We start from the raw sequence: 14,280 nt of genomic DNA, 5'->3' as shown, positions 1-14,280 counted from the left end.
TATCTATCTAAAGCGCAAACGACCGCTTAGACCCGTACGGATAAGACAGATTTTCGGAAAAGGCGATTAGCCTTTGTAGAAAAGATGACTTATACGCCAGGGTCTGGGAGTTGGAGCTGGAAGTCAGCTCGAGCGCATACACGTGATCAGGCACGATGTCTTAATTCTTATCTAGTTTTGAAGGTACTTAGAAAAAATCTAAAATACCTCTTGACTTTTCTTTCGAAACAAGATAAAATATAACTTGTCGTTGAAAAGACGAGAAAGAAATTCAATAAAGAGTCTGGCGGTTTTGGCGAAGAGGTCACACCTGTTCCCATGCCGAACACAGAAGTTAAGCTCTTCAGCGCCGATGGTAGTCGGGGTTTCACCCCCGCAAGAGTAGGACGCCGCCAGGCAAGTCACTTTATTGACTTTGATCAAAAGGCAAACGGCCTTTTGACATGATTCCAACGTAGCTCAGTGGTAGAGCTATCGGCTGTTAACCGATCGGTCGCAGGTTCGAATCCTGCCGTTGGAGCCATGGAGAGCTGTCCGAGTGGCCGAAGGAGCACGATTGGAAATCGTGTAGGCCCAAACACGGGTCTCGAGGGTTCGAATCCCTCGCTCTCCGCCACTAACTTTTCACTGGCCCGTTGGTCAAGTGGTTAAGACACCGCCCTTTCACGGCGGTAACACGGGTTCGAATCCCGTACGGGTCACCACTTAATATTATGGAGGATTAGCTCAGCTGGGAGAGCACCTGCCTTACAAGCAGGGGGTCGGTGGTTCGAGCCCGCCATCCTCCACCATTTTAAAAAATGGTATGCACAAGATCATTGCAAACATCATATAATTGAATATGTAATAAGTATTCAACATTATCGCGGGGTGGAGCAGTCTGGTAGCTCGTCGGGCTCATAACCCGAAGGTCGCAGGTTCAAATCCTGTCCCCGCAACCAAATTAAATTTGTTCATCGTCGAGTGAACTTGATGGAATAACAAATGATTGTGTACTTTTAGGTGCAACCAAAATGGTCCGGTAGTTCAGTTGGTTAGAATGCCTGCCTGTCACGCAGGAGGTCGCGGGTTCGAGTCCCGTCCGGACCGCCACTTTTCAATTAAATAATTTTTTGTTACTGTAAAGTACATAAAACTGGCTCGGTAGCTCAGTCGGTAGAGCAACGGACTGAAAATCCGTGTGTCGGCGGTTCGATTCCGTCCCGAGCCACCATGTTTTGTGCAGGCCTAGCTCAATTGGTAGAGCAACTGACTTGTAATCAGTAGGTTGGGGGTTCAAGTCCTCTGGCCTGCATACTTTAAAAAACGTGGAGGGGTAGCGAAGTTGGCCAAACGCGGCGGACTGTAAATCCGCTCCCTCTGGGTTCGCAGGTTCGAGTCCTGCCCCCTCCACCATTATAATTACTACAGTAAGTAGGGGTATAGTTCAACGGTAGAACAGCGGTCTCCAAAACCGCCGATGTGGGTTCGATTCCTACTACCCCTGCCAATTTCATTTTATGGCGGATGTGGCGAAGTGGTTAACGCACCGGATTGTGGCTCCGGCATTCGTGGGTTCGATCCCCATCATTCGCCCCATAAATATTGGCCCATAGCCAAGCGGTAAGGCAACGGTTTTTGGTACCGTCATGCGCTGGTTCGAATCCAGCTGGGCCAGCCAAGAATTTTCGCGGAAGTAGTTCAGTGGTAGAACACCACCTTGCCAAGGTGGGGGTCGCGGGTTCGAATCCCGTCTTCCGCTCCATTTTTATTTGGCGGCATAGCCAAGTGGTAAGGCAGAGGACTGCAACTCCTTTACCACCGGTTCGAATCCGGTTGCCGCCTCCATTCATATGCCGGTGTGGCGGAATTGGCAGACGCGCACGACTCAAAATCGTGTTCCTCACGGAGTGCCGGTTCGAACCCGGCCACCGGTATCGTAAAACTTAACATTGCAATGGAAATCGCTAACGAAAGCGATTTTTTTTATGTCTAATTAATAAGTTTGAGTTAGAAAATACTGTTTTATTTGTATAGGACTCATAGGCACAGAATCATTTATAAATTTCTCTAATCTCCGTTATGTTAACGGGGATTTTTTTATTTTAGTAGAAAGACTCTATTAATACACACAACAAAATGGCTAGAAGGTAATTTTTTCTCCTGTCGTCCCCTACCTTGCATTTACTCTATACATAAATTGCTTTAATCACATATTAATAATTTACGAAATAAAAAAATTTTTCAGAAAAAATCATTGAAGATTAAAGCAAAGAGTCCTATAATTATGCGAGAGAAAAGGTGGGATTTTGAATGACAAAAGATTTACGAATAAATAGTAAAGTGTTTAGTGAAAGTGCAATGAGAGCACCGAACCGTGCCATGCTTCGTGCTGTTGGTGTTACAGATGATGACTTTAAAAAGCCGATGATTGGTATTGCAAGTACATGGAGTGAAGTGACTCCATGTAATATACACCTAGATGATTTAGCCATCCGTGCAAAGAAAGGTGCCCAAGAAGCAGGAGGGTTACCCTTAATCTTTAATACTATTACTGTATCGGATGGTATCTCTATGGGGACACAGGGAATGCGTTATTCCTTACCAAGTAGAGATGTGATCGCTGACTCTATCGAAACGGTAGTAGGAGCTCAGAACTTGGATGGATTAGTTGCAATCGGAGCCTGTGATAAAAATATTCCAGGCTGTATGATTGCTATTGCCAATGCTGAGGTGCCATCTGTTTTTGTTTATGGAGGCACAATTGCTCCCGGGTCTCATAAAGGGAAAGATGTTGATATTGTTTCTGTCTTTGAAGGGGTCGGAAAATATAACCAGGGTGACATAGATGAAAATGAACTAAACGCAATTGAGTGTAGCGCATGTCCTGGTGCAGGGGCGTGTGGTGGTATGTACACTGCAAATACGATGGCATCTGCTGTTGAAGCTATGGGGATGAGTTTACCTGGAAGCTCCTCAAATCCTGCGGAGTCTGACCATAAAGCAAAAGATTGTGAGTCGGCTGGAGAAGCAGTGAGATACTTACTCGAGCATAATATTTACCCGAAAGATATCATGACTAAAGAGGCTTTTGAAAATGCGATTACAGTCGTTATGGCACTTGGTGGTTCTACAAATGCGGTACTTCATTTGCTTTCTATGGCTCATGCCATTGAAGTGGATTTAACCATGGAAGACTTTAATCGAATTCAAGAAAAAACACCACATATTGCTGATTTGAAACCGAGCGGCAAATATGTGATGCAAGACCTGCATAAAGTTGGAGGAGTACAGGCAGTTATGAAGCTTCTTTATGACAATGGCTATCTACACGGACACTGTTTAACTGTTTCAGGAAAGACAGTTGCAGAGAATTTAGAAGAAGCGCCAACCTTAGAAGAAGGACAAGATATTATAACGTCATTTAGTCATCCTAAGCGAGAAGATGGACCTTTGATCACCTTGAAAGGTAACTTAGCTCCAAGTGGTGCAGTAGCTAAAGTATCTGGTGTTAAGGTGGAGCGTCATACTGGACCAGCTCGTGTATTTAATACTGAAAAGGAAGCTACGGAAGCTATTCTGAATAATTCAATACAAGAAGGCGACGTATTAGTTATACGATATGTTGGTCCTAAAGGCGGGCCAGGCATGCCTGAAATGTTATCAATCTCAGCTCTATTGGTTGGAAAAGGCTTAGGGGAAAAGGTAGCCTTATTAACAGATGGTAGATTCTCTGGAGGAACCCATGGACTCGTGGTGGGGCATATCGCACCTGAAGCTCAAGTCGGAGGACCAATATCTCTATTAGAAGAAGGGGATCTTGTCACAATAGATTCAAACAAAAAAGAAATATTCATGGATGTAACAGAACAAGTACTAGAAAGTCGTCGTAAGCATTGGGAAGCACCACCTCTTTACAAGAAGGGGATTTTGGGCAAATACGCTCATAATGTATCATGCTCTTCCAAAGGTGCTGTAACAGATTACAAAAATTAAACTCATATTGAAAAACTCCAGTTTTCAGAAACTGGAGTTTTTTTTAAATCGTGTTCCTCACGGAGTGTCGGTTCGAACACGACCACCGGTACTCGAAAGATTAATATAAATCAAAGTTTAATTGTTGAATCGCTAAGTAGAGCGATTTTTTTATGTCTTTTTTAACTATAACGATCTCTAAACACAAGTCCCTTCGTTCTATAGTAAAAGGGACTTTTTTGTTAATAGCAAATAAGGATATAATCTTGGGGCGAGAATGTCCAACAGAGATAATACTCAACCTAAATCCTTACACTAATGAGATCTTTATAAAGGAATAAATAAAACGCTCAGAAGTAATTCTGAACGTTTCTGTTTGTTTATTAAGTTGTTTATATTGCTATAGCGTATTATTTTACTAACCGAGTAGGAAGCTGAAGTCGTATACTCTTACGCGTTTAGTTGTTGCTTTTGCATTTGCTTTCTTCTATACCATTTAGCGAGCATGCCGTGTTTTGGACTAAGGAAGAAGGCTAAGGTGAAGAGAAGGCCTGTGGCTGTTGCCATGGCTCCTGAGATGGACACATCTACGAATAGAGCGAATGTATAACCGAGCAAGGATGATAGTGCGCCAATTAGGGCACTTAAAGCAATCATGCCACCAAAAGAATCTGTTAGAAGATAAGAAGTTGCACCTGGAACAATTAACATTGCTACAACGAGAATAGCTCCTACGCTATCGAAGGAAGCCACTGTAGAGAACGAAACCATCGACATTAATACGTAATGGATCGCTACTACAGGAACACCGATTGATATGGCCAACTGAGGATCAAATGTGCTAATTTTAAACTCTTTATAAAAGAGTAATATAATGGTTAGGTTTAAGATGAAAACAAATCCTAATAGCCAGACTGCTGTTGGTCCTAGGTTTATTCCGTTCCACGTCCAGGTATCCCAAGGTACAAAAGCAATCTCTCCCATTAGAGCATGCTCAACATCGAGGTGGACACTATCTCCTATAAAAGATATGAGTACGACACCTAGAGCGAAAAGGGAGGTGAAAACAACTCCAATTGCTGCATCTGACTGAACCCCGCTTGAGTCTAGTAGTTGCACCATTAAAGCAGTGAGTATTCCCACAGTAGCAGCTCCAACAAGCATGGGTACTCCGTTTAAAGAGTGCGTCACAAGAAAAGCTCCTACAATTCCAAGAAGAACGGTGTGACTGATTGCATCTGCAAGCATCGACATTTTCCTAAGAACGAGAAGGGCTCCTGTCATACCGCATGTAACGCCAACTAATACTCCTGTAATGATAATCCATAAACTGTACGTCATGTTTGTCTCACCGCCTTTACAATGATTCCTTTACTAGCTCCAAATAGAAGGGAAAGGACAAAAATCAAAGAGGCACATAGGACAATCAGAGGTCCTGTAGGAAGTCCTTCACCTGCTGTACTAATTAGGGTACCGGTTACTCCGGAGATGGCTCCAAATATACCTGCGATTACCCCCATCCTCCCAAGTTGATCTGTCCAATAACGGGCAGCGAGGGGAGGGGTAATTAGAAGTGCTGCAATAAGGACTACTCCAACCATTTGAATTCCAACCACCACTACGCCTACGACAAGTGCCATTAGAACCAAATTAAATACGCTGACTGGTAAACCGATGCCACGAGCATAGTTAGGATCAAATATTGAAATCTTAAATTCTTTGAAAAATAGGGATGAAAGAATGATGATTAAGAGAGACCCCACGGCAATGACCTGAATATCACTCTTAACCATCGCAGCCGCCTGCCCAAAGATGAAATCCTCAAGACCGCTCTGGTTTCCTTTTGCATGCTTCGTAATATAGGTTAGGAGCATAATTCCAAGCCCGAAAAAGACGGATAACACAACGCCGATTGACGCATCCGTTTTAATTCTAGAGTGCTTGACGATTGCCTGAATACAGTACGTCGCAATTAAACCTGTTGTCGCAGCTCCTATTAAAAAGAGAGGGATCGACTTAACCCCAAATATGAGAAACGCTAAGCAGACGCCTGGTAAAGTAGCGTGAGCCATGGCGTCTCCGATTAGACTTTGTTTTTTGAGTAGTACGAAGCTACCAATTAATCCACTGGCAAAACCGAGTAAGGAGGAACCTGCCAAGACCCACTGTGTGTTTGGGCTAGTTAAAAGGCTAAGTAATTCATTCATGGGTTACCCTCCTTGAGTGAGTATAGGACTGTTGCCTAAAAAGGATATGGCTCCTCCATAAGTCCGTTCTAAATTATCAAGTGTAAAGACACTTTCAGTTGGTCCATAGTCTACAGGTGTTTTGTTTAGTAATAGACAATGGTCAAAGTAGTCTTTTACCGTTTGTAGATCATGGTGGACGACAAGCACCGTTTTACCTTGTTCACGCCATTCTTGCAATAACTTCATAATTGCTTTCTCCGTTGCAGCGTCTACTCCTGCAAATGGTTCATCCATGAAGTATATTTGAGCATCTTGCGCTAATGCGCGAGCGAGGAAGACGCGTTGCTGTTGTCCTCCTGAGAGTTGACTAATTTGTCTATTCGCAAATTCTTTCATACCGACTTTTTCAAGACACTCATAGGCGAATTGAATTTCCTTCTTATTCGGACGACGAATCCAGCCTATATGTCCATAGCGCCCCATTAGGACAACGTCTAGTGCGTTTGTTGGGAAATCCCAATCCACTTCACTTCTTTGAGGTACATATCCAATTAAATTTCGCTGTTTTTTATAAGGTTTGCCATAAACAACAACATCCCCGGATAGACGAGGGATCAGGTGTAGGATTGATTTAATTAAAGTCGATTTTCCAGCCCCGTTTGGGCCAATGATTCCTGTAAGTGTTCCTTCCGGTATTGTGAAATTCACATTCTCAAGGACAGGTTGTCGTTCATAGGTTACAGCCAGATTCTGAATTTCAATAGCTTTCATATAAGAAACTCCTTTCTATTTGACTCCTATCTTTCGTAAAGCCATGAAGAGGGGAATTAATCCCCTCTAGCTTCTAATTACTTCAATGCATTAACGATTGTATCGATATTGTGTTTAAACATTCCAATATACGTTCCTTCTTCCGTATCAGCTGGACCCATTGCATCGGAATATAACTCTCCGCCGATTTTTAGCTGGTGTCCTTCAGCTTTGGCACCTTCAACTACAGCATTAATGGATCGTTCATTTACACTACTCTCAACAAATACAGCTTTAATATTACGTTCTGAGACGGTATCTATAATACGTTGGACATCTTTTAGCCCGTATTCAGATTCTGTACTCAACCCTTGAAGCCCCATAACCTCTAATCCATATGCTTTTCCGAAGTAATGGAAGGCGTCGTGTGCAGTGACGAGAACACGGCTTTCTTCTGGAATTTGAGAAATTTGTTCTTTAGCATAAGTATGCGTTTCGTCTAATTTTTGTTTATAGTTTTCGGCTTGTTTTTCATAGTATTCTTTGTTATCAGGATCTAAATCGCTCAAACCTTTTGTAACTTCATCTACAGCGTATTTCCATAAGTTAATGTCAAACCAGACGTGAGGATCTGGAATACCAGGATTTTCAGGGTCAGCATCTAGCATATCTTCAGGGATCGCTTCAGCTACAGCGTGTGTAGGTTTTTCAGAGCGCATCTTTTCAAACACATCATTCATTTGTCCTTCTAAGTGGTGACCATTGTAAAAGATCACATCAGCTTTTTGTAAATTATCAATATCACTAGTAGTTGCTTTGTATGTGTGAGGGTCCGTTCCTGGTCCCATTAAACTCTTCACATCCACGTGCTCACCGCCAACGTTTTCTACGATATCTCCAATTTGGGCAATGGTCGTGACGACTTTAACGTTTCCTTCTTCTGTGTCGGCTTCAGCATTACACCCTACTAAAGCAACGATTGATAGTAATGCGATTGTAATGAACTTCTTCATGTTTCTTATGTCCTCCCTTTTTGTACATGTTAATAAAAGTTTCCTATATGCAAAAAAATAATTAAAAAAATGACTTTCCCTTAGCTCTATAAAGATATGAGTTTAGATGAAAAGTGTGCGTGTTTTTATAAAATTTAACCGAAACAATAAAAGTTTCCTTAGTGCAAAATATATAGATAACTGAAAGAAATGTCAACAGTTGTGAGTGAAATAAAAAGATGGTTGGTTTTTTATACGATATAATGAATAAAACAAGTGTTATTTAACCTTTTTATACATAATTATTGAATAAGTATACTTTTAGAGTTATAATCATACATAATCTATAACGTGAGAGCAGGAAAGGGGATTTTTAATATGGGTAAAACGTGTGTATTAGCTTATTCCGGAGGTTTAGATACTTCCGTTTCAGTTAAATGGCTTCAAGAGAAGTATGGGTATGATGTTATTGCGCTAGGGTTGAGTGTTGGTGAAGGGAAGGATATGGAATCCGTACGTCAGAAAGCACTAGATGTTGGAGCAGTGAAAGCGATTATGATTGATGCTAAAGAAGAACTGGCAGAAGATTTTCTATTGCCAGCATTAAAAGCAAATGCGTTATATGAAGGAAAGTATCCTTTATCTTCAGCGCTGTCTCGTCCGTTAATAGCTAAAAAGCTTGTTGAGGTAGCTCACCAGGAAGGGGCGGTCGCTGTAGCGCATGGTTGTACCGGAAAAGGAAATGATCAGGTCCGGTTTGAAGTAGCGATTCAAGGGTTGGATCCTGATCTTGAAGTCATTGCACCTGTTCGGGAGTGGAAAATGACTCGTGATGAAGAGATTGCTTATGCAAAAGAAAAAGGGATTAACATACCAATTACAGATGAGAATCCGTTCTCGATTGACGCAAACATTTGGGGGCGCGCTTGTGAAGCAGGAGTTCTTGAAGATCCATGGCAGGAAGCACCAGAAGCAGCCTACGAATGGACAGCACCGATTCACCTTACTCCAGATGAGCCAGAGACGATCGTTATTTCTTTTGAGAAAGGGAAGCCTGTCGCATTAAACGGCAAATCAATGTCCCTTGTGGATATAATTGAAAAGCTAAATGTTCTCGGGGGCGAACATGGGATTGGACGTATTGACCATGTTGAGAATCGCCTTGTGGGCATTAAATCACGCGAAGTATACGAGTGTCCGGCAGCTATGATGTTAATTCAGGCTCATAAAGAATTAGAGCACCTTACCCATACAAGAGATGTGGCTAAGTTTAAACCTCAAGCAGAGCAACAGCTTGCAGAGCTTATTTATGAGGGATTATGGTATTCTCCGCTACGTGAAGCGCTACTTGCCTTTCATGAAGAGACACAGGTCAATGTGACTGGAGAAGTTAAGGTTAAGTGCTTTAAAGGCCAAGCGACCGTTTTGGGTACTAGAGCAGATGTGAGTCTATATGATGAAGAATTAGCGACGTATTCAAAAGGGGATGCCTTTGATCACGATGCAGCGGTTGGTTTTATAAAACTATGGGGACTACCTTCTAAAGTATACGCTAAAAAACAAAAGACTAAAGTAAAGGTTTAAAGGAGGGGAGAATCATGTCATCAAAAGTTTGGGGAGGACGTTTTACAGCTAGCCCTAATCAACTCGTAGAAGAAATGAACGCTTCGATCTCTTTTGACCAGGCGTTATTAGATGAGGATATAGAAGGCAGTATAGCTCATGTAGCTATGCTGGCTCGTTGCGGCATTGTAGAAGAAGCTGAAGCAGAGAAGCTTACAGAAGGACTAAAGAAGGTTCATGAAAAAGTAACATCAGGTGTAGCGACGTTTTCAGCTCAATATGAAGACATTCATATGAATGTGGAAATGTTGCTTCATGAAGAAGTAGGAGAACTGGCGGGGAAACTTCATACGGCACGTAGTCGTAATGACCAGGTTGCGACTGATATGCATTTATACCTTAAGAAGAAGGTTAAAAACATCATGGGACTTTTAAAAGATGTGCAACACGTTTTATGTGACAAAGCAGAAGCACACATTGATACGATTGTTCCTGGCTATACTCACCTCCAACGTGCACAGCCGATATCATTTGCTCATCATCTGTTAGCGTACTTCTGGATGTTTCAGCGGGACACAGGAAGATTAGAGGATAGTTTGAAGCGGATTGATGTTTCACCACTCGGTGCAGGGGCCATTGCTGGCACGACGTTCCCGATTGACAGAACGTTTACAGCAGAGCTCCTTGGTTTCGATGAAGTTTATCCGAATAGTATGGACGCTGTAAGTGATCGGGACTTTATAGTTGAATTTTTAAGCAATGCGTCTATGCTTATGATGCACATTTCTCGTCTTAGTGAAGAGATGATCATTTGGTCGAGTGAAGAGTTTAAGTTTGTCGAATTTGATGATACTTTCTGTACAGGATCAAGTATGATGCCACAGAAAAAGAATCCAGATATGCCGGAACTCCTAAGAGGGAAAACAGGACGTGTATATGGACATTTGATGGGTCTGTTAACGACTCTAAAGGGGTTGCCACTCACTTATAATAAAGATATGCAAGAAGATAAGGAAGGCATGTTTGATGCGGTGGAAACCCTTGAAAAGAGTTTGTCGGTGCTTGCACCAATGATTGAAAGCATGACGGTTAGAAGTGAGCACATGTATGAATCAGTGAAACAGGATTACTCTAATGCAACTGACCTTGCGGATTACTTGGTTACGAAGGGAATGGCCTTTAGAAAGGCACACGAAGTAACAGGGAAAATCGTGCTAACGGCGATTCAAGAGAAAAAGAACTTACTAGAAGTCAGTTTAGAAGAATATCAATCTTATTCTCCATATATAGAAGCGGATATTTATGATTTCTTACGTCCTGAGAACGTTGTAGCGGCACGTGATAGTTTAGGTGGAACAGCTCCAAATCAGGTAAAAAAACAACTAAATCATGCGAAATCTCTATTAAAGAGCAACTATTAGGTTTAATAGTTGCTCTTTTTGTATACACTATAATAAAGATTCGAAGAATTCGAACTTCGCACAAATATTACGGTTTTCGACATTTTTTTTAAATTTCTATTGCCCTATTGTTAAGGATTTGTTAAGATAACTTTTGTAGCTGATTGAAACACATAATTAGCACTACAAACTTAGTATAAATAATCTATGCATTTGGTGAAATGCGGGTGTAGTTTAGTGGTAAAACCTCAGCCTTCCAAGCTGATGTCGTGGGTTCGATTCCCATCACCCGCTCCATAATTTTATGTTGCCAACGCAGTGTTTCGTTTAAAGGTGTGGAAACGAAGCATTGCGTTTTTATATTGTCCAAAAAGGTTACATTGGTTATAGGGGATTTTATGCCCTTTATCACAACAACAAGAACCAATAAAGAAAGGATGCCATTTGGATGAAAGATCTACAGCAAAAATTGAGACAAATTGATGGGAAAAGTTATAAAGCCTATAAGGATATTCAAGGAAGCTATGGATTTCAGTCCTACTCGCTTGCACTTGACTATGTGCAGGGCGATCCGTTTGCAGCACCATCTAAGATTCGGATCGTTGTACCATCAAATCAATATAAAATAGCGAACGAGTGGATGGAAACATCGACTCGCTTGACGTATATAGAAGACCAGGTCGCTCGTCATGTTGGCAGAGCGATTCATCAAGATCGAACGGATGTAAAAGGATCTGGAAAGAGTGGTGCGATTTCGATCGATGCACCAGGTCAGGAAATTCTTGAACGAACAGCCGTATCCATTAACAACAAACAGACTGAGATTTGTTTATCGATTGGACTTCCGGCGAACGGACGTCGCATCAATGGTAAAGAAGCGGAGAAATTATTTTTCCAGGTGATTCCTTCTATTGTGAAGACCTCCTTGTTTAAGATGGGGGCACACGATTTTGAAGCGGTTTGTCAACTAGCAGACCAGCATGACGCCATCCGCGCTAAGATGAAAGAAGAGGGGTGGGTTTCCTTTGTCGCTGATGACTCCATCCTCCCTCGGGAGAGCGGCATAATCAACAAGCCTATGAAACGTGCTGTTCCATTTCAAAGTCCTGAAGCTAACAGGGTTTCCTTTACCATTCCTCACCGAAACGAACCCATTACGGGCATGGCTCTGAATAAGGGAATTGTTCTCATTGTTGGTGGTGGTTACCACGGAAAAAGTACACTATTGAAAGCGATCGAGCGTGGGGTGTATCCTCATGTTAAAGGAGACGGTCGTGAATATGTCTTAACAGATCCTGATGCTGTTAAGGTTCGTGCTGAAGATGGGCGCCAGGTTACGAGCGTTAACATATCACCATTTATTAACCATTTACCTCACGGCGAAGATACGATTCGCTTTTCTACAGAAAACGCAAGTGGCAGTACATCTCAGGCTGCGAACGTGATGGAAGCCATTGAAGCAGGGACATCTGCTTTACTTATTGATGAGGACACAAGTGCAACGAACTTTATGATTCGAGATGCACGTATGCAGGAGCTTGTGGCGAAAGATAAAGAACCTATTACACCATTCATCGATCAGATTAAACGATTGCGTGATCAATTAAGTGTATCAACCATCCTCGTTATGGGTGGCTCAGGTGACTACTTTGATGCAGCTGATGATGTTATTATGCTTGATCAATATCTTCCTTACAACGTAACGGATCAGGCCAAAGCGATTGCAGAGAAGTATCCGTTCCATCGTGATGAAGAAGCAGTGAATCAGTTCAAATCGATGCCAAATCGACATTTTCTACCAGGTAGTTTAGATAGTCGAAAAGGGAAGAAATCGAAGGTACAGGCAAAGGGTCGTACTCTAATTTTAATGGGGCGTTCTGAAATCTCTCTACACTATGTGGAGCAGCTTGTAAGTGGTTCTCAAACACGGATGATTGCAGAGGTTCTTCACCATTTAGAACAAAGAAACTGGCTGAAGGAACAGCGTAGTTTTAAAGAACTGCTAGATGCGATAGAGGACCAGCTCGACCAAAAGGGTCTCGCTTCATTTACAGGCTTTAAAGATCAACATCCTGGTGATCTGGCAAGACCGAGACGCCATGAAATTGCAGCAACGCTAAATCGTCTTAGAACGGGTAAAGTAGACCAGTTTTCATAAACTAAACCAAGATCATACAGGAAAGGAGGGAATGAAGATGGACATTCATGAGTTGAAAGAAGACGTAAAGGCTTATGCTAAAGAGATTGGGATTGATAAGATTGGTTTTACGACACCAGATGTGTTTACGGAGCTAAAAGAACGCTTGCGAACTCAACAAGACTTGGGCTATCAGTCTGGTTTTGAAAAGGGGAGTATTGAGGAGCGTACAGAGCCGAATCGGTTAGTTCCAGAAGCAAAGTCCATTATCTCGATTGCTCTTGCCTACCCATCAAAGCTTAAGGATGCACCGCGTAGTACAAAGGATGATCGTCGTGGATTGTTTTGTCGTGCATCTTGGGGACAAGACTATCATGATGTGCTTCGCGACCGTTTGAATAAGCTAGGCGAATACTTGCAAGGACGTGTTTCAGACTTTTATGGTCGGTCTATGGTCGATACTGGGGAACTGTCTGACCGCGCTGTTGCAGAGCGTGCTGGTATTGGATTCACTGGGAAGAACACAAATCTAATTACGGAAGAATACGGATCTTATGTTTACCTTGGAGAGATGCTAACCAATATCGCATTCCCTCCTGATGAGCCTGTTGAGGATTCATGTGGAGATTGCAACATATGCGTGGATGCTTGTCCGACGGGAGCTCTTATTGAAGGTGGACAATTGAATGCACAGAAGTGTATTGCTTTCCTTACCCAAACGAAAGGGTTTCTTCCAGACGAGTATCGTGGCGTAATAGGAAACAGATTATATGGGTGTGACACGTGTCAGACAGTGTGTCCGAAAAATAAAAAGAAGCACAATTTAATTCATGCTGAGTTTCAACCAGATCCAGAGAAAGTAAAGCCGAGCTTGAAGCCTCTTCTATCGGTTTCAAATCGTGAATTTAAGGAAACGTACGGACAGATGTCGGGTTCCTGGCGTGGGAAGAAGCCTATTCAGCGAAATGCTATTCTGGCACTCGCACATTACAAGGATGAGACAGCTGTGGATGAACTCATTCGTTTAATGACCCAAGACCCAAGACCTGTGATACGTGGGACAGCCGCCTGGGCGTTAGGCAAAATTGGGAACCCTTCTGCATATACTGCAATACACGAAGCAAAAGCAAAAGAAACAGATGACGAAGTAGTCGGAGAGATGGATAAAGGGTTGGCTTTATTATAACCTTCGACAAATTCTCCTAAAATTAGTAATTCTATTTTTGTAAAAATGGATCAAAAACACTTTTACATTCCAAGAATACCATGTACAATAATAGAAAATCTGTTGTAAA

9 protein-coding genes, 16 tRNA genes and 1 rRNA gene are annotated in these 14,280 nt (G+C 42.2%); 22 read left to right on the top strand and 4 right to left on the bottom strand.

The annotated features are described in order from the left end of the window. Positions 1-282: 282 nt before the first annotated feature. The 17 genes from rrf to ilvD all read left to right on the top strand — a co-directional run bounded on the left by rrf (position 283) and on the right by ilvD (position 3,975). A 5S ribosomal RNA gene (rrf, locus tag N780_RS15500) occupies positions 283-398 on the top strand. 50 nt (positions 399-448) lie between these two features. Further along, a tRNA-Asn gene (locus N780_RS15495) sits at positions 449-523 on the top strand. Between the two features lies 1 nt (position 524). Then, a tRNA-Ser gene (locus tag N780_RS15490) sits at positions 525-616 on the top strand. Between the two features lie 13 nt (positions 617-629). Beyond that, positions 630-704, top strand: a tRNA-Glu gene (locus N780_RS15485). Between the two features lie 11 nt (positions 705-715). Then, positions 716-791 (top strand) — tRNA-Val (locus N780_RS15480). Between the two features lie 73 nt (positions 792-864). After that, positions 865-941: transfer RNA gene (locus N780_RS15475), tRNA-Met, on the top strand. Between the two features lie 74 nt (positions 942-1,015). Next, positions 1,016-1,092 (top strand) — tRNA-Asp (locus tag N780_RS15470). A gap of 45 nt (positions 1,093-1,137) precedes the next feature. Next, positions 1,138-1,213: transfer RNA gene (locus tag N780_RS15465), tRNA-Phe, on the top strand. An 8-nt stretch (positions 1,214-1,221) separates the two neighbouring features. Next, positions 1,222-1,294, top strand: a tRNA-Thr gene (locus N780_RS15460). Between the two features lie 15 nt (positions 1,295-1,309). Beyond that, positions 1,310-1,395, top strand: a tRNA-Tyr gene (locus N780_RS15455). A gap of 20 nt (positions 1,396-1,415) precedes the next feature. Next, positions 1,416-1,489: transfer RNA gene (locus tag N780_RS15450), tRNA-Trp, on the top strand. Between the two features lie 13 nt (positions 1,490-1,502). Beyond that, positions 1,503-1,578 (top strand) — tRNA-His (locus N780_RS15445). A gap of 7 nt (positions 1,579-1,585) precedes the next feature. Further along, positions 1,586-1,660 (top strand) — tRNA-Gln (locus N780_RS15440). 9 nt (positions 1,661-1,669) lie between these two features. Beyond that, a tRNA-Gly gene (locus tag N780_RS15435) sits at positions 1,670-1,744 on the top strand. A gap of 9 nt (positions 1,745-1,753) precedes the next feature. Continuing rightward, positions 1,754-1,827: transfer RNA gene (locus tag N780_RS15430), tRNA-Cys, on the top strand. Between the two features lie 7 nt (positions 1,828-1,834). Further along, a tRNA-Leu gene (locus tag N780_RS15425) sits at positions 1,835-1,916 on the top strand. Positions 1,917-2,292: 376 nt separating this feature from the next. Beyond that, positions 2,293-3,975, top strand: coding sequence for a dihydroxy-acid dehydratase (gene ilvD / locus N780_RS15420; protein ID WP_036786172.1), 1,683 nt, complete (start codon positions 2,293-2,295; stop codon positions 3,973-3,975). Positions 3,976-4,404: 429 nt separating this feature from the next. Here ilvD and N780_RS15415 read toward each other — a convergent pair whose 3' ends face one another. The 4 genes from N780_RS15415 to N780_RS15400 form a co-directional block, all read right to left on the bottom strand. Beyond that, positions 4,405-5,295: a metal ABC transporter permease gene (locus N780_RS15415; RefSeq protein ID WP_036786168.1), complete on the bottom strand. Its 891-nt coding sequence runs from the start codon at positions 5,293-5,295 to the stop codon at positions 4,405-4,407. Further along, entirely contained in the window at positions 5,292-6,161 is an 870-nt protein-coding gene (locus N780_RS15410; protein ID WP_036786165.1) for a metal ABC transporter permease, read from the bottom strand. Before N780_RS15410 ends, N780_RS15415 begins: the two co-directional genes overlap by 4 nt. Positions 6,162-6,164: 3 nt before the next feature. After that, complete coding sequence (locus N780_RS15405; RefSeq protein ID WP_036786162.1) at positions 6,165-6,914, bottom strand: metal ABC transporter ATP-binding protein; 750 nt, start codon at positions 6,912-6,914, stop codon at positions 6,165-6,167. 77 nt (positions 6,915-6,991) lie between these two features. Further along, positions 6,992-7,906 (bottom strand): metal ABC transporter solute-binding protein, Zn/Mn family, encoded by a 915-nt coding sequence (locus tag N780_RS15400; RefSeq protein WP_156969203.1) that lies wholly within the window; start codon positions 7,904-7,906, stop codon positions 6,992-6,994. 357 nt (positions 7,907-8,263) lie between these two features. On the opposite strand from N780_RS15400, the gene N780_RS15395 reads away from it, so the two are divergent. From N780_RS15395 to queG, 5 genes are all read left to right on the top strand, one after another. Then, positions 8,264-9,469, top strand: a complete 1,206-nt coding sequence (locus N780_RS15395; RefSeq protein ID WP_036786155.1) for an argininosuccinate synthase — start codon at positions 8,264-8,266, stop codon at positions 9,467-9,469. A gap of 14 nt (positions 9,470-9,483) precedes the next feature. After that, on the top strand, positions 9,484-10,869 hold the full coding sequence (argH, locus tag N780_RS15390; RefSeq protein WP_036786151.1) for an argininosuccinate lyase: 1,386 nt from the start codon (positions 9,484-9,486) through the stop codon (positions 10,867-10,869). A gap of 202 nt (positions 10,870-11,071) precedes the next feature. Next, positions 11,072-11,145: transfer RNA gene (locus N780_RS15385), tRNA-Gly, on the top strand. 151 nt (positions 11,146-11,296) lie between these two features. After that, a complete protein-coding gene (locus N780_RS15380) occupies positions 11,297-13,006 on the top strand; it encodes an ABC-ATPase domain-containing protein (protein WP_036786146.1) in 1,710 nt (569 codons plus the stop codon). A gap of 37 nt (positions 13,007-13,043) precedes the next feature. Continuing rightward, positions 13,044-14,171, top strand: a complete 1,128-nt coding sequence (gene queG, locus N780_RS15375; protein WP_036786143.1) for a tRNA epoxyqueuosine(34) reductase QueG — start codon at positions 13,044-13,046, stop codon at positions 14,169-14,171. Positions 14,172-14,280: the final 109 nt, after the last annotated feature.

Origin of the sequence: Pontibacillus chungwhensis BH030062 (genome assembly GCF_000770675.1) — a bacterium.
In the GTDB taxonomy this organism is placed as follows: domain Bacteria; phylum Bacillota; class Bacilli; order Bacillales; family BH030062; genus Pontibacillus; species Pontibacillus chungwhensis.
Note: the sequence above shows the minus strand (reverse complement) of the source record. Positions and strands in the feature narration are given on the sequence as shown.

Excerpts from the sequence above, each read along its gene's own strand:
- ilvD (WP_036786172.1), top strand. The coding sequence starts at position 2,293 with ATGACAAAAGATTTACGAATAAATAGTAAAGTGTTTAGTGAAAGTGCA.
- N780_RS15415 (WP_036786168.1), bottom strand. The coding sequence starts at position 5,295 with ATGACGTACAGTTTATGGATTATCATTACAGGAGTATTAGTTGGCGTT.
- N780_RS15410 (WP_036786165.1), bottom strand. The coding sequence starts at position 6,161 with ATGAATGAATTACTTAGCCTTTTAACTAGCCCAAACACACAGTGGGTC.
- N780_RS15405 (WP_036786162.1), bottom strand. The coding sequence starts at position 6,914 with ATGAAAGCTATTGAAATTCAGAATCTGGCTGTAACCTATGAACGACAA.
- N780_RS15400 (WP_156969203.1), bottom strand. The coding sequence starts at position 7,906 with ATGAAGAAGTTCATTACAATCGCATTACTATCAATCGTTGCTTTAGTA.
- N780_RS15395 (WP_036786155.1), top strand. The coding sequence starts at position 8,264 with ATGGGTAAAACGTGTGTATTAGCTTATTCCGGAGGTTTAGATACTTCC.
- argH (WP_036786151.1), top strand. The coding sequence starts at position 9,484 with ATGTCATCAAAAGTTTGGGGAGGACGTTTTACAGCTAGCCCTAATCAA.
- N780_RS15380 (WP_036786146.1), top strand. The coding sequence starts at position 11,297 with ATGAAAGATCTACAGCAAAAATTGAGACAAATTGATGGGAAAAGTTAT.
- queG (WP_036786143.1), top strand. The coding sequence starts at position 13,044 with ATGGACATTCATGAGTTGAAAGAAGACGTAAAGGCTTATGCTAAAGAG.